The organism is Brevundimonas sp. UBA7664, from assembly GCF_002483305.1.
Lineage (GTDB): Bacteria > Pseudomonadota > Alphaproteobacteria > Caulobacterales > Caulobacteraceae > Brevundimonas.
Genome location: NZ_DLHQ01000026.1, coordinates 153,606 through 173,215, shown reverse-complemented (window position 1 = coordinate 173,215; position 19,610 = coordinate 153,606). Strand labels below are relative to the sequence as shown.

Here is a 19,610-nt window from a genome sequence, read left to right as displayed (position 1 = left end):
GCCGGCCCGGGGACCTGGTCGGGCTAGCGGGAAGGGCCAGTCGTCAGCCGCTTGCCCATCCGGACCAGCGGGACGGGCGCGCCGCCGCGGTCGTCCTCGAACCGCTCGATCTCGGCATAGCCGGCGGCCCGGTACAGCGGCTCGCCGCCCATGGTGGCGACCAGCTCGGCGCGGTCGTAGCCGGCGGCGCGGGCGGCGGCTTCGCACAGGCCGAGGATCAACCGGCCGACGCCCCGGCGCACGAACTCGGGCGCCGTGTACATGGCGCGGATGCGGGCGGCGTCGACGCCGGGCGTCAGGGGCGCGGGCTCGCGGCCGGGGGTGTGGTCGCCGCCGTATTCGGTGATCCGCCCGCTCCAGCCGCCGCAGCCGGCAAGGACGCCGTCCGCCTCGACGATGACATAGGTGCGGTCGGCGATGATCTGGCTGTCGATGCCCATCAGTTTGCGGCTGGCGGCGATCTGGTCGGGCGTCAGGAAGGCGGCGAGGGGGCCGGCGATCGAGCGATCCATCAGGGCGACCAGGGCCGGGATGTCGGCCTCGGTCGCGATGCGGTGGGTCAGCTGCGCCATAGCGGCAGGGTCCCCATGACATGGACGATGGCGAAGAGAAGGACGATCGCCGAACTGACCCAGGCGAAGGTCCCGACCGGCGCTCCGGCGGCCATCAGGGCCGGGATGTAGCCGAAGGCTCGCAGGACATAGACGGCCGTGATGGCGGTCAGAGCCAGTCTGAGCAGAGGCAGGCGCGGGATCAGCCCGGCGCCGGAAAAGGCGTAGGCCGCCCAGATGGCGAGCACGGCGGCGATGCCGAGGGTGATGGCGGTCGCGACCGGAGAACCCTGCTCGGCCAGCCGAACCATCCGACGGCCGGCGCCGAAGGCGTCGTACCAGCGTGGGCCGCCGACGATCACCGCCAGATGGGCGATGGACGCCGCCCCGCTGAGGACGCCGCCCGCCATGAGCCAGGCGTTGGCGGGCATGCTCAGGCTCGCTGGAAGGGATAGAAGCCGCCGCCGAGGCCGAGCAGGCCGGTCAGTTCGTCCAGCGCGACGCGGCTCTCGTCCAGCAGGGCCGGATCGGCGAGGTCGGCGGGGGTCAGGCGGTCGCGGTAGTGGGCGGCCCCCCAGGCTGAGAGCCGGGCGTGCAGATCGTCGGTCAATCGCATGGCCGGGTTGGTCGCCGCCTGTTCGGCCTCGGTCAGCACCACGCGCAGGCGCAGGCAGGCGGGGCCGCCGCCGTTGCGCATCGACTGGCGCACATCGACGTATTCGACCCGGCCGATCGGGCCGTTGGAGCCGGCCAGCCGCTCGGCGACGGCGTGGCTGCGGGCGTTGTCCCGGGTCTCGGTCGGGCAGATCAGGGTCAGGCGGTCCTCGCCGGGGATCTGCACCAGCATGGAGTTGAACAGATAGGAGGAGATAGCGTCGGCCAGGGGCAGGTCGGCGGAGGAAACTTCGACGAAGACCGGTTCGAACCGGTCGCCGGCGGCGGCGCGGATGGCGGCCTTGGTCCCTGCCGTGTCTTCGAAAGCCAGGTCGTGGAAGAACAGGGTCTCCAGCGCCCCGACACAGACGACATCGTTGTGGAAGGTGCCGCCGGCGATGGCCGCCCGCGACTGGCGCGCCAGCACGACGCCCGAGGCGGCGTGGCGGCGGGCGACGGCGTCGGAGGCCTCGCGCGTCTGGCGGGCGGGGAAGGCGTCGGCCCAGGGCTCGAAGGCCTCGCGGCCCCAGACCAGCAGATTGACGCCGGGCGCGCCGTGGTCGGCGCACAGGCGGACGTGGTTGGCCGCGCCCTCGTCGGCGAGGTGGGCGACGGAGGGCAGGGCGTCGTGGACAGCGAACCGGTCGGGGTCGGGGAAGAGGGCGTCCAGCGCCCGCTTCGTCTGCTGATGCTCGAGCGAGCGGTGGAGGTTGGTGACCAGATTGGCGGGGGTGAAATGCACCCGGCCGTCGGCGGCGTCGGCGCTGGGCGTCACGGTCGCGGCGTTGGCGGCCCACATCGGCGAGGCCGAACAGGCGGCGGCGGCGAAGGACGGCGCCGCCTTCCAGGCCTGTTCCAGCACGCGCGCGTCGGTCCCGGTGAAGCCGAGGCTGCGCAGGAAGGGGATGTTCGGCCGCTCGTGCGGCGGCAGGACGTATTGGGGCAGGCCGAGGTCGGCCAGGGTCTTCATCTTGTCGAGACCCTGGAGGACCGCGGCGCGGGGGTTGGACGCCTCGCCCTTGTTGAGGCTGGAGGCGAGGTTGCCCGGCGACAGGCCCGCATAGGAGTGGGTCGGGCCGATCAGGCCGTCGGCGTTGGCTTCGACAGCGAGCGAGCTCACGACCTCAACCCCTTGATCTCACTCTCGATGTTCTTCACCGCCCCGGCTTCGAAACTCGCCACCGGATAGGCGCAGTAGTCGGCGGCGTAGTAGGCGCTGGGGCGATGGTTTCCGCTGGCCCCCAGACCGCCGAAGGGCATGTCGCCGGCGGCGCCGGTGGTCGGGCGGTTGAAGTTGACCACGCCGGCGCGGATACGACGGATGAAGCGGTCCCAGGTCTTCGGGTCGTCGCTGACGAGGCCGGCGGACAGGCCGTAGCGGGTGGCGTTGGCCTCGGCGATGGCGGCGTCGAAGCTGGCCACGCGGGTCACCGACAGGAAGGGGGCGAACATCTCCTCGTCGGGGACGTCGACGCCGGTGACGTCGATGATGGCGGGTTTGACGAAGGCGGCGGGCAGGTTGCCGACCGGGCCGGAGGCGCGGATCACCTTGGCGCCCATGGCGATCCGGTCCTGCAGCGCCTGCAGCGCGGCTTCGGCGGCCTTTTGCGAGATCAGCGGCCCGGCGTAGGGCTCGGGCGTCGAGTTCCACGGCGCGAGGATCAGCCGGTCGACCATGGCGTCGACGGCCGCGACGATGGCGTCGCCCTGCGGGCCTTCGGGCACGATCAGCCGCCGGGCGCAGGAGCAGCGCTGGCCGGTGGTGACGAAGGCCGACTGGACCACGATCCCGGCCACGGCTTCGGCGTCGGCGGCGTCCCAGACGACCAGCGGATTGTTGCCGCCCAGCTCCAGCGCCAGGATCACATGCGGATCGTCGGCGAATTTGCGCCGGAAATGGGCGCCCGCCGCGCCCGAGCCGGTGAACATCAGGGCGTCGATGCCGCTGTCCAGCAGGGCCGCGCCGGTGTCGCGCCCGCCCTGGACGACATTGACCACGCCGTCGGGCAGATCGGCCTCGGCGAAGGCCTCGGCCATCAGCTGGCCGATCAGGGGCGTCTCTTCCGAGGGTTTGAACACCACCGTGTCGCCGGCCAGCAGGGCGGGGACGATATGGCCGTTGGGCAGGTGGCCGGGGAAGTTGAACGGCCCGAGCACCGCTGCGACGCCATGCGGGCGGTGGCGCAGGGTCGCGTGGCCGAAGCCGGTCTCGGCCGTCCGCTCGCCGGTGCGCTCGTCATAGGCGCGGATCGAGATGTCGACCTTGCCGGCCATGGCGCCGAGTTCGGCGGTGGTTTCCCACAGGGCCTTGCCGGTCTCGCGGCTGATCGCCTCGGCCATCGCCGGGGCGCGGGCCTTGAGCACGGCCTGATAGCGTTTGACCGCGTCGATCCGCTCCTGACGCGACCGGTCGGCCCAGTCGGGGAAGGCGGCGCGGGCGCGGTCGGCGGCGGCCTGGACCTCGGCGGGTGAGGCGGCGGCGCCTTCCCAGACGGTTTCGCCGGTGGCGGGGTCGATGGATTTGAACTGGGTCATGCTGTCGCTCACGTCTTTACACGCACGGTGTCACCGGCCCGCACCCGCAGCGTATCGGCCGTCTCGGCGGTGAGGGTGACGACATCGCCGTCGACCGCCGCGCGTTGTCGCACCGAGCGGAAACCGGCGGCGCTGTCGGTCGAGATCAGGGCAGGCAATTCGGCCTCGACCTCCGCGGCCACGGCCACGGTCAACCGCCGTGCGTCGCGCACCGTGCGGATGTTGTCGCGGTCGCAGGTGACGGTCGGTCCGGCGTCGAAGATGTCGACCAGGCCGTTGGGGCGGAAGCCCTCGCTCTCCAGCAGGGCCATGGCCGGCACGCCCTGGGGATGCACCTTGCCGATCACCGCCCGCGCCGGCTCGGGCAGCAGGTCGATGTAGATCGGATGCCGGGGGGCCAGGTCGAGGATGAACTGCTTGTCGGTCGACCCGGTCATCCGGTCGGCCTCGTCGAAGTCCATGGGGAAGAATTTGTGCGCCACATGGTCCCAGAAGGGGCAGCCGCCGTCGGGGGTGAAGACCCCGCGCAACTCGGCCAGGACGGTGTCGGCGAACAGGTCCGGCTCGGCCCCGATCAGCATGTAGCGCGACTGGCTGAGCAGGCGTCCGGCGCCGCCCTTGCGCCGGTCGGCCTTGAGGAACAGCGAGCCGACCTCGGTCCAGCCGGTGCATTCATTGACCAGCACCAGGGTCTTCTGTTCCAGCTTGATGCCCAGCGAGGGCGACGACTGGGTGTTGGTCACGACCCGGAACGAGAAGAAGGGCCGGTTCAGGCCGACCGCGGCCTTGACCGAGCCGATGCCGTCGACATCGCCGGTCTCGGTCTCTTCCAGCATCAAGGTGTACCAGCGCTGCTGCGGCTCCAGCTTGCCGGCGAAGCTGTCGCGGCTGAGGTCGAGACGCTCGGCCAGCTGGTCCGGGTCCTCGGGCAGGCTGGTGAAGCCGGGGCCGGACAGGATGGCCAGCTCCAGCAGGAAGTCGAGATCGGCGGGGCCGGCGGGTCGGACGACGAGCATGGGGTTAGATCGTCTCCAGACGCAGGGCTTTGAGTTTCAGCGCATCGATCTCGCCCGAGGCGATCTTGCACAGGATCAGGGCGCTGAGCTGGGCGCGTTCGACGAAGCTGGCGGGCCAGGCGAACTCCTGGTCCGAATGGATGTCGCCGCCCAGCACCCCGAGCGTGTCGATATTGGGCAGGCCGGCGGCGTGCAGATTGTTGCCCTCGCAGACCCCGCCCGACGGCTTCCAGGCGAGGGTCTGGCCCAGCAGGGCGCCGGTCTGGCGCACGGCCTCGAACAGGGCGGTCTGGCTGGCGTCCATCGGCTTGGGCGCGCGGGTCATGCCGCCGTGCAGGTCCAGCGTCAGGCCGGGGAAGGGGGGCTCGGCGGCGATGCCGCGCACCGTCTCGGCGATCCAGGCGGAGGCCTGGGCGTCGGGGACGCGGACGTTGAAGCGGACCACGGCGTTGTCGGCGACGACGTTCAGCGCCCCGCCGCCCGAGATCTTCGCCACATTGACCGTCACGCCCTCGCGCTGGCCGTTCAGGGCGTGCAGGCGGGCGGCGATGATGGCGGCGCCGGCGACGGCGTTGGCGCCTTCGTGGAAGGCGCGACCGGCGTGGGCGGCCTTGCCGGTGATGATCAGATGGTAGTTGCCGCTGCCCTTGCGCGCCCCGGCCAGGGTCCCGTCGGCCAGGGCCGGCTCATAGGTCAGGCCGATGTGGCCGCGGGCGCCGAGCTCGGCCAGCAGGGGCGCCGAGGCGGGCGAGCCGATCTCCTCGTCGGGCGACAACAGGACGGTCCAGCCGACGCGCTCGCGGTCGGGATGGGTTTCGAACGCCTCGAGCGCCGCGAGCAGGACGGAGATGCCGCCCTTCATGTCGGCGATGCCGGGGCCGTTCAGGGCGCCGTCGGGGCGGGTCGTCACGGTCTGGAACCCGCTCTCCGTGGGAAAGACGGTGTCGTAGTGGCCGGTCAGCACGACCTGGACCGGGGCGTCGGGGCGGGCGGTGATCTTCAGGGCGTCGGCGTGGGCCTCGGTCCGGACGGCGCCGTCGTCGCCCACCGTGGTCGAGCCTTGCGTCGGGATGCGAACCACCTCGGCCGGCAGGCGCCGGGCCTCAGCCTCAAGCAGGGCGAGAACCTGCGCCAGCCCCTCGCCGTTGCGGCTGCCCGAATTGACGTTCGCCCATGTGATCGCCCGCCCCACGATGGCGGTCTCGCGCGCCGCGACATGGTCGAGCACGAACTGGTCGGGGGGCAGAATCCGCATGCGGGCGGACCCTAGCGGCCCGGGCCGCAAAGGTGAAGCCAGGTAGCTTCCGCCCCGGGCGCGAGCGGTCTAGGCTCGGCCATCTTCAGGGAGGGACTACTCAATGACTGACTGGATCAAGGCGTCGAATCCGACGGCCAACCTTGCAACCGAGCAGGCAGCGCTCGATGCGGCACGCGTCAGCGCCGTCGGCATGGTGATCGGCGCGATCAATCAGGTCGTCGCCGGCTGGTATGCGTCTACCGAGGAGGGGATCGCTGCGGCCAGCGGCATGGTGGAACAGATGCTGGGCCAGGCGCCTTCGGCGGAACAGATGGCGAGCCAGGCCCAGACGGGCATGGTCGTGACTGGCGTTCTCGTTGTCCTCCAGCTGGGACTGGCGGCGGTCCAGTGGCGCAAGCCGAACGGGGTCTTGCCGATCATCTTCCTGATTCTGGTGATCTGGGGCTTTGGAACCGCCTGCCTGGCCTTCTTCATGCCGGCGATAGCCTCGGCCCAGCCGATGTGGCTGACGGTAATGACGATCGTCCTGATGGTGGTCGCCGCAATCACCCACATCGCCTCGATCCGGGGCAACGGTGCGCTCAACCGGATCCGGATGGCCGCCGCCCAGTAGAGATCAGCGGTTCGGGCGTCGGTCCTCGCGACCGGCGCCCGGCTCCCGGGACTGACGGCGCCAGCGGATCGACAGGCTGGCCTCGCCCTGGCCGCCGAATTTCGAACTGACCGTCAGATTGCGGCGCACCTGCCATTCGACATTGACCGCCGCGCCGTTCTCGCCGCCGCCGATGACCTCGAGATAGACGTCATCGGTGATGTAGCGCCCGCCCGCTACCGTCAGGCTCGAGGCCTCGCCGCCGAACGACAACCGGTCGAGGCCCGCCAGTTCTCTCAAATTTCCGATCACGTCGAAGCCGCCGCCGCCGGCCAGCGCCGCCACGCCGGCGGCCAGCTGGGCCGCCTCGAAGGCGGACAGCTGCGACGCCGACCGCCCGAACAGCACCTGGGACAGGATTTCGTCCTGTGGCAGGTCCGGGGTCGAGCTCAGCACGATCTCGGGCCGCGCCGCCGTGCCGGTGACGCGGATGGTGGCCGTCAGGGCCGGGTCCTCGCGCGTGGCGGTGAGGTTGAGCCGGATCTGCTCGGGATTGGTCGACAGGCTGACCGTGCCCCGCTCGTCAAACACGAACCGCTTGCCGGCGAAATCATAGTCGCCCCGCACCACCCGCGCCGTTCCGCCCAGCACCGGGCGGGCGATGGTGCCGGTGACCCGGGCATCGACGTTCATCTCGACATTCAGCCCCCGCCCGATCACCCGCACGTCGCCGCCGGGGGAACGCAGGGCGATGTTGAGGCCGAACTGCAGGCCGCGCTGGCGGTTCTGCTCTTCTTCGGGAATGTCGCCGCCGGGTTTGTTGATCTCGATGACGTCCATCCGGACGATTCCGGTCGAGCCGGGCGGATTGGCCTCGATGCGCGCCTCGTCGATATCCATTTCGCCGTTCAGCGTGATGTTGCCGTCCACGCCGCGGGTCACGGTCAGGGGCCCGGAGGCCTTGGCCTCGGCGATGTCGTTGTCGATGATGCGGAAGCGGTTAAACAGCAGCTGGAAGCTGGAGCCGGAGCCCTGTTTCAGGCCGATCCGCCCGTTGCCGCTGACCGAGCCGCCCGCGCCGTCGTTGGCGCTGAAGGTCTCCACCAGACCGGTCGTGTCGTCGAAGCGGCTGGCGAGGGTGACGTTCTCGAGGCGGACGCCGGTGGCGCTGTCGCGGAATGTGCCCTCCCGCAGATTCAGGCGTCCGTTGATGCGCGGGTCGGCGAGGGACCCCGCCAGGGTGGCGGTGGCGTCGATCTGGCCCGCCAGCGAGCGCTCGCCGCCGGCCAGCAGGTCCCAGATCGGCTGGATCTGGCCCTGGATCGAGATTTCGCCGGACAAGTCGCGGGTCCGGACGATGGCCAGGCGCAGGGGCGCGGCGGAGGCCTCGACCGGCAGGGTGATATCGGCGACGGCGCGGACTGCGTCGCCATCGGCGGCATTGGCCTGGATGCGCAGGGTGTTGTTGAGCAGCAGGGCGTTCAGCGTGCCGTCGACCGCGATGCCGCGCGGCGCGTCGATGCTGCGGATGTCGTCCAGGGTGATGTTGGCCGAGCCGGACAGGTCGTCGCCGGCGCCGCGCAGCGACAGCCGGCCCGTCAGCCGCCCGCGCATGTCCTGGATCAGCGAGCCCAGGTCGACGCTGGTCAGATTGGCCTCGATGATGGCCGCGCGCGAATCCTGGCGCAGTTCCCCCAGCAGCACCCCGCCGCCGATGCCCAGATCGACGCGCGCCACCCGGCCGTCGCCGGACAGGGCAATCACCGCCGGATTGCGGGTGGCGAAGGCGATCTCGCGCACCCGGCCGGCGCCCTCCAGCACGATCGACTGGGCGGGGCCGTCGCGGGAATAGACGCCGGTTCCGTCGAACGACACCGGCGTGGCCCCGCCGACGTCGGCGTTCAGGGTGAACGGCAGGCGCTCCAGCGTGCCGCGGCCGTTCAGGTTCAGGGTGCGGATGATCCAGGTCGATCCCGCCAGCCGCACATTGCGGCCGGTGACGTCGAGGATCGCCGTCTCGGCCCCCGCGCCCTCGGTCAGGCGGATCCGGCCGTCGGCGGTTCCCGAGGCCAGGAAGGCGCCCGGCCGGGCGGTGAAGGTCAGGTCGGCGCTGGACGGGACATTGTTCGACAGGGCGATCGCCCCCTGGGCCGTCACCCCGCCGGCGTTCAGGTCCACGTCGGTCAGCCGGATGCGGTCGCCGCCGAGGAAGAAGTTTCCGCTGGCCCGGGCCGGGCCGTAGTTCGATCCCGCCGTCACCGCGATCCGACCGTCCGAGGCGTCGGCGCCGCGGCGGAAGCTCAGCACCATCTCGGCGTCGGTCAGGGTCAGGGCGCCGGCGCTGACCTGGCCGAAGGCAGCGGTCAGATCGGCGCGCGGCTGGGCCAGGGTGCCGGTCAGGGCGCCCTCGCCGGTCATGGCCCCGTCGATCGCCACGGGGCCGACGCCGAAGGGCCCGCGCGCGTCCCAATTCAGGGCCAGACGCAGCCGCCCGTCGCCCTCGATCAGCCCGCGCGCGGCGGCGGAGCCGTGGGCGCCCGTCAGTTGCGCCCGCTCGACGGCGATACGGCCGCCGTCGAGCGCCCCGGTGAGCTGTAGCCGGGGCGTCGCGCCGAGCAGCCGGTCCAGTTCCTCCATGCCGACCGCCAGCCCGCGGCCACGCCCGTCGAAGGTCAGCCGCCACGGGGCGCCGGTCCGGGCCATCGAGGCCGTGATCGGACCGCCGAACGCCCCCTTCGCGCCCTTGCGCAGGCGGGAGACGTCGGTGATCTCGGCCCGGCCCCGGAAGCCGAGGGCGCCGAGCAGGTTGCGTCCGCCCGAACCGGTCACGGTCAGGGCCTCGCCGGTCAGGTCGATGCGCTCCAGCAGAAGGGCGCCGTCCGCCTGGCGCGCCGCCTCGAAGGACACGCGCGGGGCGCCGCCCAGCAGGCCGCCGACAATGCCGGCGCTGGACCCGCCCGCGGCGCGGATGTCCCCGTCGATGTCCATCCGGCCCAGCCGGACCTGGATGTTCAGCGGCCCGCGGATGCGCTGCGCCCGGTAGCTCGACACGTCCGCGCCGATCAGGTCGACCGAGCCGTCCAGCCGCCAGGCCGCCGCATCGCCGCGGAACACCCCCTTGTAGGCCGCCGGCCCCGCCGCGCTCTGGCCGACCAGCCGCGTCAGCGACCGGGTCGAGACGTCGAGTTTGATCCCCTCCGGACTGCTCCGGTCCGAGAGCCGGATCTCGCCGCTGGCGCTGGAGTCCAGGTTCTCGGCCATGAGCCGCCAGCCGACGCCGATGTGGCCGTCGTCATCGCTGTCGGTCGAGGTCGCGAAGCCGAACCGGGCGGTGCGTCCGATCCGCTCGGCGAACGGCGCCAGCAGGTCCGATCCGGAAAAGTCCGCGAAGCCGGAAATCCGCGTCCGGGTCTCGCCGTAGCGGCCCTTGATCACCAGGGGCACGAAGTCCCCGGTGCGCACGACCGCGTCGATGACTTCGCCATTGACGATCGCCGTGGCGAAGAAGGGTCGGTCCGGGGAATAGCCCAGGGCCCCGGCCAGCGGCCCGCCACGGGCCTCGTTGGCTCTCAGGTTCAGCCGCAGATCGCCGATGCTGTCCCCGACGGTCGCATTGATGCGCAGATAGTCGCCCGGCCGGCTGTTGCTGGCGGCGTTGAGGATGGCCTTCTTGGGCCCCTTGCGCGGGACGTCGGCCTCGCCCGACAGCCTCCAGCGGCCGTACTCCTGGCTGAAGCCTTCCAGAAGCTCCACATCGGCGGCGAACCGGTCGATGTCGATCGACAGTGGTTGCGGCCCGGGGGGCTCCGTCGTCGGCTCGACCTCGGGACGACGGATCAGGCGGATGACCTCGGCCTCGACATCGGTGGCGTGGAAGCGGCGCGCGACCAGTTGCCACCAGTCCCAGTCGACGCGGACCTTGCGCGCCTCCAGCCAAACGCCGCTGGCGTCGGTGACGGTGACGCGGTCGATGGTGAAATCGTCGAACAGGTCGCCGCGCACGCCCTCGACATTGATCCGGCCATAGCGGCCGATCTTCTTGCCGGCGACGAAACTGGTCACCAGCCCCCGGCCCGAGTCGGACAGCAGATACATCCGTCCGCCGACCGCGCTGACGATCAGCAGCGCCGCGAGAACGGCAGCGGCCATGCCGCCGAAGAAGGCGAGGGCCTGGAGCCGCGTGCGCTTCTTCTTCGCCGTCTCTGCGGGCGTGTCGGGCGCGTCGTCGGTGGGCGGGACCTCGGTCAAAACGCCTGTCCGATACTGACGTAGATTTGGAAGTCAGCGTCGCCGTCGCGGCGGTCCAGCGGGACGGCGATGTCGGCGCGGATCGGGCCGAACGGGAGTTTGTAGCGCACGCCGACCCCGGCGCCGTAGCGCAGATTGTTGAAGTTCGGCGTCTCCTGGAAGCCGATGGCGCCCGCGTCGACGAAGGCCACGGCCTGGAAATTGCGCCAGACGTCGCGGCGGATCTCGATCGAGGTCTCGAACAGGCTCAGCCCGCCGCGTGGCGTGTTGTCGGGCAGGCGAGGGCCCACCCCCTGGTATTCGAAGCCGCGCACCGAGCCGCCGCCGCCCGAATAGAACAGACGGTCCGCGGGCACGGTCAGTTCCGCGCCGCCGATGATCGACCCGATCCTGACCCGCCCGGCCAGCACGGTCTTCGCTCCGGCCTGAAGCGGCAGATAGGCGGTGGCCTGGCCCTCGGTGCGCAGGAACAGCACCGTGTCCTCGCCGGCCACGGCGGTGGGCTGGGCCGAGAGGGTCAGACGCCAGCCGGTGGTCGGATCGAGCGGATCGTTCGACCGGTCCAGATAGGCGCTCGCCCGGCCGGTCAGGATCACCAGGTCGCGGTCGAACGCGACCGGCAACTGGGTGAAGGGATCGAAACGGCTCTCGTGATACTGGCCGGCATCCAGGCCGACGCCGTAGCTGAGATAAGACGTCTTGCCGATCCGCTGTTGCAGGTCGGCGGCGAGGGCGATGGCGGTGCGGCGGTAGGCCTCGGTGTCCTCGTTCAGCAGGGCGGTCGACAGCCTGAGCGTCTCTCCGGGGCGGCGCCAGTGCGGCAGGCTGAGGGACACGCCCAGCCGGCTGTCCACATCGGCGGCGCGGGCCTGCCAGACCAGGGTGTCGGCCCGCCCGAACCGGTTGTGCCAGGTCCAGATCAGGTCCACGCCCGACCCCTCGGCGGTCGAGAAGGTCGCTCCGGCCTCGAGGATGCGGCGCGGACGGTCGGTCAGGGTGACGATGATCGGCCGGTGGCCATCGGCATTGGTCTGGTCGGTCGGCGCCAGGGCCACGCCGACGCCGTCATAGACGCCGGTTTCCAGAAGCCGCCGTTCCAGTTCGGCGACATCCTCGGGATCATAGACCTCGCCCTCGCGCCATGGGGCCAGACCCGCGACCCAGTCGGGATTGGTCGGGCCCCGCGTCTCCAGCCGCACCCCGTCGAGCCGCACGAGCGGCCCCGAGGCGATGCTGTAGTTGGGCTGGACCGTGAACGCCGCGTGATCGACCACGACGCGGCGCGGTCGCGCCTCCGCGTCGGCATAGCCGCGTCGGGTCAGGCCGGCGACAATCCGTCCCTCGCCGGAAATGACATCAGCCGCGCGGCCGGGTTGACCGGGAACAAGCCCGATCTCGCCGCGAACAGCAGTCTCGGTCTCGGCATCGGGCGCGGGGGCGGCCCAGAGCACCTGGACCTCGGCCAGTTCGAAACGGCGTCCCGGGGTGACATTGACGATCGCGACCGGCGTCTCCTCGCCCTCGACGACGTCCTCAAGCACCGGCTGGTAGTAGCCCTCGGAGCGCAGCAAGGCCTCGGCCGCCTCAAGGGCGCCGCGTGCGCGGCGTCGGGCTTCGAAGCGATTGGAAGGGGGGTCATCGACCTCGCCGACGGCGCGAACCAGCTGGGCGCGCAGTTCGTCGTCCATTTCGCCCCGAATCTGGGCGCGCGGGTCGGCGGCTGCGGCGGAGGCCAGAAGCAGGAAGCCCGCCGTGCCGACGAAAAACAGGGCGGGCCTTGGCGTCAAGCTGGAACCTTCGTCAGGGCGCGGAGGTCGACGCCGTCGCATCCGTCTGTGGCGCCGATGGGGCGGCGGCCGGGATCAATAGAAGAGGGTTTCGCTTTCCGGTTTCACGGATTCCTCGGACGAGCGCTTCTCGGACGGCAGGGTGGTCGAGTCGAGCGGCGGCGTATCGACGGCGCTGGGCGCTGCGGCCGGCGCGCCGACGTCCTCTGCGGCGGGGGCCATCGGGACCTCCATCGGCGCTTCGCCGTACTCGGGCTCGTTGGACGCAGGATCTTCGCACGCGGCCAGGCCGAGGGCGGTGGTCAGGGTCAAAAAGGCAATCAGGCGCTTCATCGGCATCATCTCCCCCGGGATCGGCCTTGCAACGCGCGGCCGGTTCGCCTGTTCCATAGCGGCGAACGCGCGTCTGGTCACCACGCACGGCAACCAATCCTTTCAGAATTCGGCGTAGTCCAGACTCTGGAGGGGCGAGAATGACGACCACGGCCTATGCCATGGTGTCGCAAGTGCGATACCGGGAGCTCAAGACGCGGATCGCGCTGGCGGCCTTCATCGGCTGCACGGCCTGGTTCGTGGCGCCCTCGATCTGGCCGCCCGTCTGGTTCGCGGCGGTGCTGGTCACCCAGGCCCTGGACTGGGCCGTCTTCAGCCGCTTCCGGCGGCGCCCGGAATGGCGGCCGGACCGCGTCTGGCTCGGGCTGAGCTGCGCCACCACGGTGCTCAGCGTGGCGGTCTATGCCGCTATGAGCGCCTATATGTGGTTCCGGGGCGGCGACGTGGGCCAGGTGTTCGCCATGGTCCAGTGCGCCGGCGGCCTGCTGCACGTCAGCCTGCACATGCATCATGCCCGGCCGATCCTGATCTCGGCGGTCATCCCCCACGCACTCTATTTCTTCGGCCTGCCGGTCTACAGCGCCCTCTCCAGCCAGAACTGGCACGAGCTGCTGATCGCCATCGGCTGCGTCCTGTATATGAGCCACCTCGTGGTGGCGGTCCGGCAGAGCAGTTCGACCACCAGCGCGCTCCTGGCCGCGCGCCGCAAGGCCGAGGTGGCCAGCGCCGCCAAGTCGGACTTCCTCGCCGTGGTCAGCCACGAGATCCGCACGCCGATGAATGCCGTGATCTCGGCCGCCAACCTGTTGCGCCGCACCCGTCTGGACGGGCAGCAGCGGGAGCATGTGTCGATGCTGATCGACGCGGGCGACGTTCTGATGGGCCTGCTCAACGACGTGCTCGACTTCTCCAAGATCGAGGCGGGCAAGATGGAGCTGGACAGCGCCGACATGAGCGTGCGCGACCGGCTGTCGACCCTCGTTCGCCTGTGGGAGCCGCGCGCCCTGGCCAACGGCGTCCGGCTGAAGGTGCGCGTCGCCTCTGATGTGCCCGCCGCCGTGCGGACCGATCCCCTGCGGGTCCAGCAAATCCTCTTCAACCTGTTGTCCAATGCGGTGAAATTCACCCACGACGGCGAGATCGTCATCGCGGTCGGCTGGGACGGCGAGCGGCTGAACGTGGCCGTGACAGACACCGGGTGCGGCATCCCGGCGGATCGACTGGGCCAGATCTTCAACAGTTTCGAACAGGCGGACGTGGGCACCACGCGCCGCTATGGCGGCACGGGGTTGGGCCTGTCGATCAGCCGCAAGCTCGCGGAGCTGATGGGCGGATCGTTGGCCGCCGAGAGCGTGGACGGCCAGGGCTCGACCTTCACCCTCAGCCTGCCGATGCAGGCGGTCGAGGGCGAGGCCGCCCAACCGGTGCGCCCGCTGGAGACGACCGGATCGCTCATGGGGCGCTCGATTCTCGCCGCCGATGATCACGAGGTGAACCGCCGCATTCTGCAGCTGTTGCTGGAGCCGCACGGCTGCCGCCTGACGCTGGTCGAGAACGGGGCGGAGGCGCTGGAGGCGGCGTCCGGACAGAGGTTTGACGCCATCCTGATGGACATGCAGATGCCGGTGATGGACGGGCTCGAGGCTACGCGCCGGATTCGCGCCGGCGCCATGAACGGGGCCACGCCGGTCGTCGCCCTGACCGCCAATGCCCTGGACGTGCACCGCGCCGCCTGGGACGCGGCGGGGGTCCACGCCTTCCTGACCAAGCCGATCGACCCCGTCCTGCTGGCTTCGACCCTGGCCCAGGCCTGCGCCGGCGAACGGACACCGGCTGAGGTCGCGGCCGCCTGACGGTCAGCGCCAGCGGGCCGCGGCCTCGTTCAGCGACATCGCCGGCGGCTCGGCCACGGGTTCGGCGGGCAGTCCGTCGAACCGGGGCGCGGGGGCGGCCTGGACGACGCCCGAATCGACAAAGGTTCCGCGCGCGAGGTTGTGGGGATGCCGCGCCGCCTCGGCCGTGGTCAGCACCGGGGTGACGCAGGCGTCCGTGCCCTCGAAATGGGCCGCCCAGTCGTCGCGTTCGCGAGTCTCGAAGACCGCCTCGAGACGCGCGTGCAGCATAGGCCAGCCGGCCAGATCGAACTGCGGCGCCGTCTCCGGCTCAATCCCCAGTCCGGCGATCAGGGCGGCGTAGAACTGCGGCTCCAGCGCGCCCACGGCGACGAACCGCCCGTCCTTGCAGGCGTAGCAGCGATAGAAGGGCGCGCCGCCGTCCAGCAGATTGGCCCCGCGCGCCTCACTCCACAGACCGCGCGCGCCCAGGGCCTGGAACAGGCTCATCAGCAGGGCCGAACCATCGGTCATGGCGGCGTCCACCACCCGGCCCTTGCCCGTGGTCTTCGCCTCGAGCAGGGCGGCGAGCACGCCGGTCACCAGCATCATCGCCCCGCCGGCGTAGTCGCCGATCAGGTTCAGGGGCGGCCGCGGCGGGCGGTCGGGCTCGCCCATGGCGTGGAGCGCGCCGCTGAGGGCGATGTAGTTGATGTCGTGGCCGACCTGCCGCGCCATCGGGCCGGTCTGGCCCCAGCCGGTGATCCGGCCATAGACCAGCCGTGGATTTCGCGCCGCGCAGACGTCGGGGCCCAGCCCCAGCCGCTCCATCACATCCGGTCGGAAGCCCTCGATCAGGGCGTCGGCTGATTCGACGAGGTTCAGGACGGCCCCGAGGTCGCCGACGTCTTTCAGATTAACGCCGACCGCGGCGCGACCGCGGTGCAGCACCGCGCCGCCGACCTCGCTGAACGCCGCCGCGCCGGCCGCGGCGCTGCGGCTCAGGCGCAGGACATCGGCCCCGAGGTCGGCCAGCATCATGCCCGCGAACGTCACCGGCCCCAGACCGTCGAACTCGAGGATGCGCAGGCCGGACAGCGGTTTCATGGTCACTGCCTAGCCTCCGCTCCCTCGCGCGTCGAGCCAGCCCTTGACCCCGACGACGGTTTGCAACAGAAGGCGCGTCGCTGGTTCGCGAACGCGACCGGCGTGGTATGCGCCCTTAGCTCAGTTGGTTAGAGCATCTGACTTTTAATCAGAGGGTCCTCGGTTCGAGCCCGAGAGGGCGTACCAACCCTTCCCGCACCCAAGTTGGAACGGGCGCTTCGCCCGGCGAGCCTCATTTCGGCTTCGGTTTCCGCTTGCGACAGTGCTTGCACACCAGCGTCCCCGGCTTGCTGCGGCTGTAGCGGTAGTGGTGGCTGCATCGCAGTTGCGCGATAAAAGTCCTGACCAGCTGAATCATGGCTATGGACCCTACTCACATTTGCGTATGCGCCAACTGAAATATGGTGAAGCTTGCTCCGCCGACCGCGTGGGCGCTTTCAGGGAAGCGCCGGGCGTGGTTGAAGGGCGGATGCGCCCGATCGTCCTCTCCGCTCTGGCGGCCTTCGCCCTGCTGCTACCGGCGTGTTCGGCCGTGGACGGCGTGCGACAGTTCGGGGGCGGGGTTGGCGCGGCGGCGACGGCCCCGCTGGACGATCTCAACCTGCGTCGTGAGCACATTCCAACCGTGCTGCTGCAGGCCGAGGCCAATCCCTATGACCTGCGCAATCTGAACCAGTGCGCCACCATCGGGGCCGAGATCGCGCGGCTGAACGAGGCCCTGGGTCCCGACACGGACGAACCCCCCGCCCAGGACGGCTCGACGCTCGGCGAGCAGGCGGCCGATGCGGCCTCGGCGGCGGCGCTGGCCGCGATTCGCGACGCTGCTACCGACTTCATCCCCGGCCGCAGCTGGATCCGTCAGCTGTCGGGCGCCGAGCAGCACAGCCGCCATGTCCAGTCCGCCATCCAGGCCGGCCGGATGCGCCGGGCCTTCCTGAAGGGCGTGGGGATGCAGCGCAATTGCGCCCCGCCCGCCGCGCCCGGCTGGTTCCGGCCGCGCGGCCGCAGCCAGCGCTAGGTCTGGTTGTTGGAGGTGTGCCGGGCGTGAAAATCGCGCCGGAAGGCCTCGAACCGGCCGTGGGCGATGGCTTCGCGCATCGCCGCCGTCAGGGCCTGGAAGAAGGCGATGTTGTGCCAGCTGAGCAGCACCTTGCCGAGGATTTCGTCGGCCCGCACGAGGTGGTGCAGATAGGCCTTTGAATAGTCCTGCGAGGCCGGGCAGGGGACCGAGGGCTCCAGCGGGTCCTGATCCTCGGCGAAACGGGCGTTCTTCAGATTGATCGGCCCCGCCCAGGTCCAGGCCTGGCCGTGACGGCCGGCGCGGGTGGGCAGGACGCAGTCGAACATGTCGACGCCGCGCCACACCGCCTCGACCAGATCGACCGGCTTGCCGACCCCCATCAGATAGCGCGGGCGGTCGGCCGGCAGCATGTCGGGGGCGTAGTCCAGCACCTCGCACATGGCCTGATGCCCCTCGCCGACAGCCAGGCCGCCGATGGCATAGCCGTCGAAGCCGGTCTCGATCAGCCGGTCGGAGGACTCGCGGCGCAGGTTCTCGAAGGTCGAGCCCTGCTGGATGCCGAACAGGGCTTGGGTCTCTCGCGTCCCGAAAGCGGCCTTCGACCGTGCGCCCCAGCGGGCCGAGAGCTCCATGGCGGCGCGGGCGGCGGGCTCCTCGGCGGGCCAGGAGACGCACTGGTCCAGTTGCATGGAGATGTCGGCGCCGATGCGGTCGGCCTGGATGTCGATCGAGCGTTCGGGCGTCAGGACGTGTTTCGAGCCGTCGATATGGCTGGAGAAGGTCACGGCCTCCTCCTTCACCTTCGAGATGCCGGCGAGGGACATGACCTGGAAGCCGCCGCTGTCGGTCAGGATGGGTTTGGTCCAGCCCATGAATTTGTGCAGCCCGCCCAGCCGCTCCATCCGCTCAGGGCCGGGGCGCAGCATCAGGTGATAGGTGTTGCCCAGCAGGATGTCCGCGCCGGTCTGGGCGACCTGATCGACCGTCATGGCCTTGACCGTGGCGGCGGTGCCGACGGGCATGAAGGCGGGCGTGCGGATATCGCCGCGCGGGGTCTTCAGCACCCCGGTGCGGGCGCGGCCTTCGGTGGCGGTGATGTCGAACGGGAAGGGCATCAGCGGATCAGGGCCTCAAGGCGCATGGCCCGCTCCAGGTCCTTGGGGCGGCCGAACAGGCGGCAGATGGCGATCTGTTCCGCCACGGTGGGGACAAAGACGACGGCTCCGCCGATATCAATCGGCATCCGGCTGTGGAAGGCGACCGGCGTCCAGTCGCCGCCGGCGCGCACATCCATCTTGGCCATCACGTCCAGAGGCACAGGCGTGGTCAGGATCTGGCCGAACACCTCGGACCGGAACAGGCCCTCGCCAGGGTCCTGCACGACCCGGCCGTGCAGGACGTCGATCAGGGCGCGGGCGTCACGTGGACTGGCCATGATGTCGACGTCGGGCACGTGCGACTCATCCAGCCCCGCCAGCGCCATCGCCGCGCCGCCGAAGATCCACCACGGGTCCCGCAGGCCGGTCGCAGCCGAGGCGAGGATATCGAGAGTCGCGATCAGGTCGTCGGTCAGGGCGCCGGTCATGCTTCGCGCCTGAACAGCAGGCTGCCGTCGCCGTAGGAATAGAAGCGATAGCCGTCCTTCACCGCATGGGCATAGGCCGACTGCATCGTCTCTAGCCCGGCGAAGGCCGAGACGAGCATGAACAGGGTCGATTTCGGCAAGTGGAAATTGGTGATCAGTACGTCGGCGGCGCGAAAAGCGTAGCCGGGCGTGATGAAGATGGCCGTGTCGCCGTGAAAGGCCCGGACCTCGCCCTCGGGCGTCGTGGCGCTCTCCAGCAGGCGCAGGCTGGTGGTGCCGACGCAGACGATGCGGCCCCCGGCGGCCCGTACGGCGTTAAGGGCGGCGGCGGTTTCCGTGGACACCTCGCCCCATTCGCTGTGCATCCTGTGGTCGGCCGTGTCGTCGGCCTTGACCGGCAGGAAGGTGCCGGCCCCGACGTGCAGGGTCACCGCGTGGGTCGAGACGCCCCGGGCCTCGATCGCGGCCATCAGGTCCGGGGTGAAATGCAGGCCGGCCGTCGGCGCGGCGACCGAGCCGTCCCATCTGGCGAACAGGGTCTGGTAGTCCGAGCGGTCGCGGTCGTCCTCGGCCCGTTTGGCGGCGATATAGGGGGGCAGGGGCATGACCCCCACGTCGCGGATGGCCTCGTCCAGCGCGGGGCCGGCGAGGTCGAAACGCAGGGTGACGAGCCCGTCCTCGCCCTTGTCGACGACGGTGGCGTCGAGGCGGCCGAGCAAACAGGCGCCGTCCGCCCCGGCGCCGAAGCGGATGCGATCCCCCGCCTTGATCCGCTTGCCGGGCTTCATGAAGGCGGACCAGACGTCAGGCGCGTCGCGGTGATGCAGGGTGGCCTCGACGGCGACGGTCAGGGTCTCGCCCTCGGGGCCGACCCGCTCGCGGACGCCGGACAGCCGGGCCGGGATCACCCGCGTGTCGTTGAACACCAGGGCGTCGCCGGGCCTCAGGAAGTCCGGCAGGTCGCGGATGATCCGGTCTTCGAGATCGCCGCCGCGCACCACCAGCAGGCGGGCGGCATCACGCGGCTCGGCGGGGCGGAGCGCGATCCGGTCGTCCGGCAGGTCGAAGTCGAAATCGGCGGTCTTCATCAG

At 70.7% G+C, this 19,610-nt stretch carries 16 protein-coding genes and 1 tRNA gene; 4 read left to right on the top strand and 13 right to left on the bottom strand.

Annotated features, from left to right (window positions below; genetic code table 11):
• Window positions 1–23: 23 nt before the first annotated feature.
• From B2742_RS06875 to B2742_RS06850, 6 genes are read right to left on the bottom strand one after another with little or no spacing between them, the layout of a single operon-like run.
• Window positions 24–572, bottom strand: a complete 549-nt coding sequence (locus B2742_RS06875; RefSeq protein WP_292064386.1) for a GNAT family N-acetyltransferase — start codon at window positions 570–572, stop codon at window positions 24–26.
• Entirely contained in the window at window positions 560–982 is a 423-nt protein-coding gene (locus B2742_RS06870) for a hypothetical protein (RefSeq protein ID WP_292064384.1), read from the bottom strand. The genes B2742_RS06875 and B2742_RS06870 overlap by 13 nt, the downstream gene beginning before the upstream one ends.
• A 2-nt stretch (window positions 983–984) precedes the next feature.
• Window positions 985–2,325 carry an N-succinylarginine dihydrolase gene (gene astB, locus B2742_RS06865; RefSeq protein WP_292064382.1) on the bottom strand — a complete coding sequence of 447 codons (1,341 nt, stop codon included), beginning with the start codon at window positions 2,323–2,325 and terminating at the stop codon, window positions 985–987.
• Window positions 2,322–3,740, bottom strand: a complete 1,419-nt coding sequence (gene astD / locus B2742_RS06860; protein WP_292064378.1) for a succinylglutamate-semialdehyde dehydrogenase — start codon at window positions 3,738–3,740, stop codon at window positions 2,322–2,324. Before astD ends, astB begins: the two co-directional genes overlap by 4 nt.
• Before the next feature lie 8 nt (window positions 3,741–3,748).
• The gene (locus B2742_RS06855) at window positions 3,749–4,756 is read right to left on the bottom strand and encodes an arginine N-succinyltransferase (protein WP_292064376.1); all 1,008 of its coding nucleotides are present in this window, start codon (window positions 4,754–4,756) and stop codon (window positions 3,749–3,751) included.
• 4 nt (window positions 4,757–4,760) lie between these two features.
• Window positions 4,761–6,011, bottom strand: a complete 1,251-nt coding sequence (locus tag B2742_RS06850; protein ID WP_292064373.1) for a hydrolase — start codon at window positions 6,009–6,011, stop codon at window positions 4,761–4,763.
• Between the two features lie 103 nt (window positions 6,012–6,114).
• Here B2742_RS06850 and B2742_RS06845 point away from each other — a divergent pair, with 103 nt between their 5' ends.
• Entirely contained in the window at window positions 6,115–6,627 is a 513-nt protein-coding gene (locus B2742_RS06845; protein ID WP_292064372.1) for a hypothetical protein, read from the top strand.
• A gap of 3 nt (window positions 6,628–6,630) precedes the next feature.
• On the opposite strand, the gene B2742_RS06840 is transcribed toward B2742_RS06845, so the two are convergent.
• The 3 genes from B2742_RS06840 to B2742_RS06830 all read right to left on the bottom strand — a co-directional run bounded on the left by B2742_RS06840 (window position 6,631) and on the right by B2742_RS06830 (window position 12,974).
• Window positions 6,631–10,854 (bottom strand): translocation/assembly module TamB domain-containing protein, encoded by a 4,224-nt coding sequence (locus B2742_RS06840; RefSeq protein WP_292064370.1) that lies wholly within the window; start codon window positions 10,852–10,854, stop codon window positions 6,631–6,633.
• A complete protein-coding gene (locus tag B2742_RS06835) occupies window positions 10,851–12,641 on the bottom strand; it encodes an autotransporter assembly complex protein TamA (protein WP_292064368.1) in 1,791 nt (596 codons plus the stop codon). The genes B2742_RS06840 and B2742_RS06835 overlap by 4 nt, the downstream gene beginning before the upstream one ends.
• A gap of 75 nt (window positions 12,642–12,716) precedes the next feature.
• Window positions 12,717–12,974: a hypothetical protein gene (locus tag B2742_RS06830; protein ID WP_292064365.1), complete on the bottom strand. Its 258-nt coding sequence runs from the start codon at window positions 12,972–12,974 to the stop codon at window positions 12,717–12,719.
• A gap of 140 nt (window positions 12,975–13,114) precedes the next feature.
• Here B2742_RS06830 and B2742_RS06825 point away from each other — a divergent pair, with 140 nt between their 5' ends.
• Window positions 13,115–14,827 (top strand): ATP-binding protein, encoded by a 1,713-nt coding sequence (locus tag B2742_RS06825; RefSeq protein WP_292064363.1) that lies wholly within the window; start codon window positions 13,115–13,117, stop codon window positions 14,825–14,827.
• Window positions 14,828–14,830: 3 nt separating this feature from the next.
• On the opposite strand, the gene B2742_RS06820 is transcribed toward B2742_RS06825, so the two are convergent.
• Window positions 14,831–15,919, bottom strand: a complete 1,089-nt coding sequence (locus B2742_RS06820) for a CaiB/BaiF CoA transferase family protein (protein ID WP_414633049.1) — start codon at window positions 15,917–15,919, stop codon at window positions 14,831–14,833.
• A gap of 103 nt (window positions 15,920–16,022) precedes the next feature.
• Between B2742_RS06820 and B2742_RS06815 the strand changes: the two genes are divergently transcribed.
• Window positions 16,023–16,099 (top strand) — tRNA-Lys (locus B2742_RS06815).
• Window positions 16,100–16,382: 283 nt separating this feature from the next.
• The gene (locus B2742_RS06810) at window positions 16,383–16,931 is read left to right on the top strand and encodes a hypothetical protein (protein WP_292064362.1); all 549 of its coding nucleotides are present in this window, start codon (window positions 16,383–16,385) and stop codon (window positions 16,929–16,931) included.
• Here B2742_RS06810 and tgt read toward each other — a convergent pair.
• Genes tgt through queA form a run of 3 tightly spaced genes read right to left on the bottom strand, consistent with a single transcriptional unit; the run spans window position 16,928 to window position 19,607 of the window.
• The gene (gene tgt, locus B2742_RS06805; RefSeq protein ID WP_292064711.1) at window positions 16,928–18,052 is read right to left on the bottom strand and encodes a tRNA guanosine(34) transglycosylase Tgt; all 1,125 of its coding nucleotides are present in this window, start codon (window positions 18,050–18,052) and stop codon (window positions 16,928–16,930) included. The genes B2742_RS06810 and tgt overlap by 4 nt on opposite strands.
• Complete coding sequence (locus B2742_RS06800) at window positions 18,049–18,519, bottom strand: hypothetical protein (RefSeq protein WP_292064360.1); 471 nt, start codon at window positions 18,517–18,519, stop codon at window positions 18,049–18,051. Before B2742_RS06800 ends, tgt begins: the two co-directional genes overlap by 4 nt.
• A complete protein-coding gene (gene queA, locus B2742_RS06795) occupies window positions 18,516–19,607 on the bottom strand; it encodes a tRNA preQ1(34) S-adenosylmethionine ribosyltransferase-isomerase QueA (protein ID WP_292064356.1) in 1,092 nt (363 codons plus the stop codon). Before queA ends, B2742_RS06800 begins: the two co-directional genes overlap by 4 nt.
• Window positions 19,608–19,610 lie beyond the last annotated feature (3 nt).

Bases quoted from the DNA above. Each gene is read 5' to 3' on its own strand.
- B2742_RS06875 (WP_292064386.1), bottom strand. From the start codon at position 572: ATGGCGCAGCTGACCCACCGCATCGCGACCGAGGCCGACATCCCGGCC.
- B2742_RS06850 (WP_292064373.1), bottom strand. From the start codon at position 6,011: ATGCGGATTCTGCCCCCCGACCAGTTCGTGCTCGACCATGTCGCGGCG.
- B2742_RS06810 (WP_292064362.1), top strand. From the start codon at position 16,383: ATGCGCCCGATCGTCCTCTCCGCTCTGGCGGCCTTCGCCCTGCTGCTA.
- B2742_RS06845 (WP_292064372.1), top strand. From the start codon at position 6,115: ATGACTGACTGGATCAAGGCGTCGAATCCGACGGCCAACCTTGCAACC.
- B2742_RS06830 (WP_292064365.1), bottom strand. From the start codon at position 12,974: ATGAAGCGCCTGATTGCCTTTTTGACCCTGACCACCGCCCTCGGCCTG.
- astD (WP_292064378.1), bottom strand. From the start codon at position 3,740: ATGACCCAGTTCAAATCCATCGACCCCGCCACCGGCGAAACCGTCTGG.
- queA (WP_292064356.1), bottom strand. From the start codon at position 19,607: ATGAAGACCGCCGATTTCGACTTCGACCTGCCGGACGACCGGATCGCG.
- B2742_RS06855 (WP_292064376.1), bottom strand. From the start codon at position 4,756: ATGCTCGTCGTCCGACCCGCCGGCCCCGCCGATCTCGACTTCCTGCTG.
- B2742_RS06825 (WP_292064363.1), top strand. From the start codon at position 13,115: ATGACGACCACGGCCTATGCCATGGTGTCGCAAGTGCGATACCGGGAG.
- B2742_RS06870 (WP_292064384.1), bottom strand. From the start codon at position 982: ATGCCCGCCAACGCCTGGCTCATGGCGGGCGGCGTCCTCAGCGGGGCG.
- B2742_RS06800 (WP_292064360.1), bottom strand. From the start codon at position 18,519: ATGACCGGCGCCCTGACCGACGACCTGATCGCGACTCTCGATATCCTC.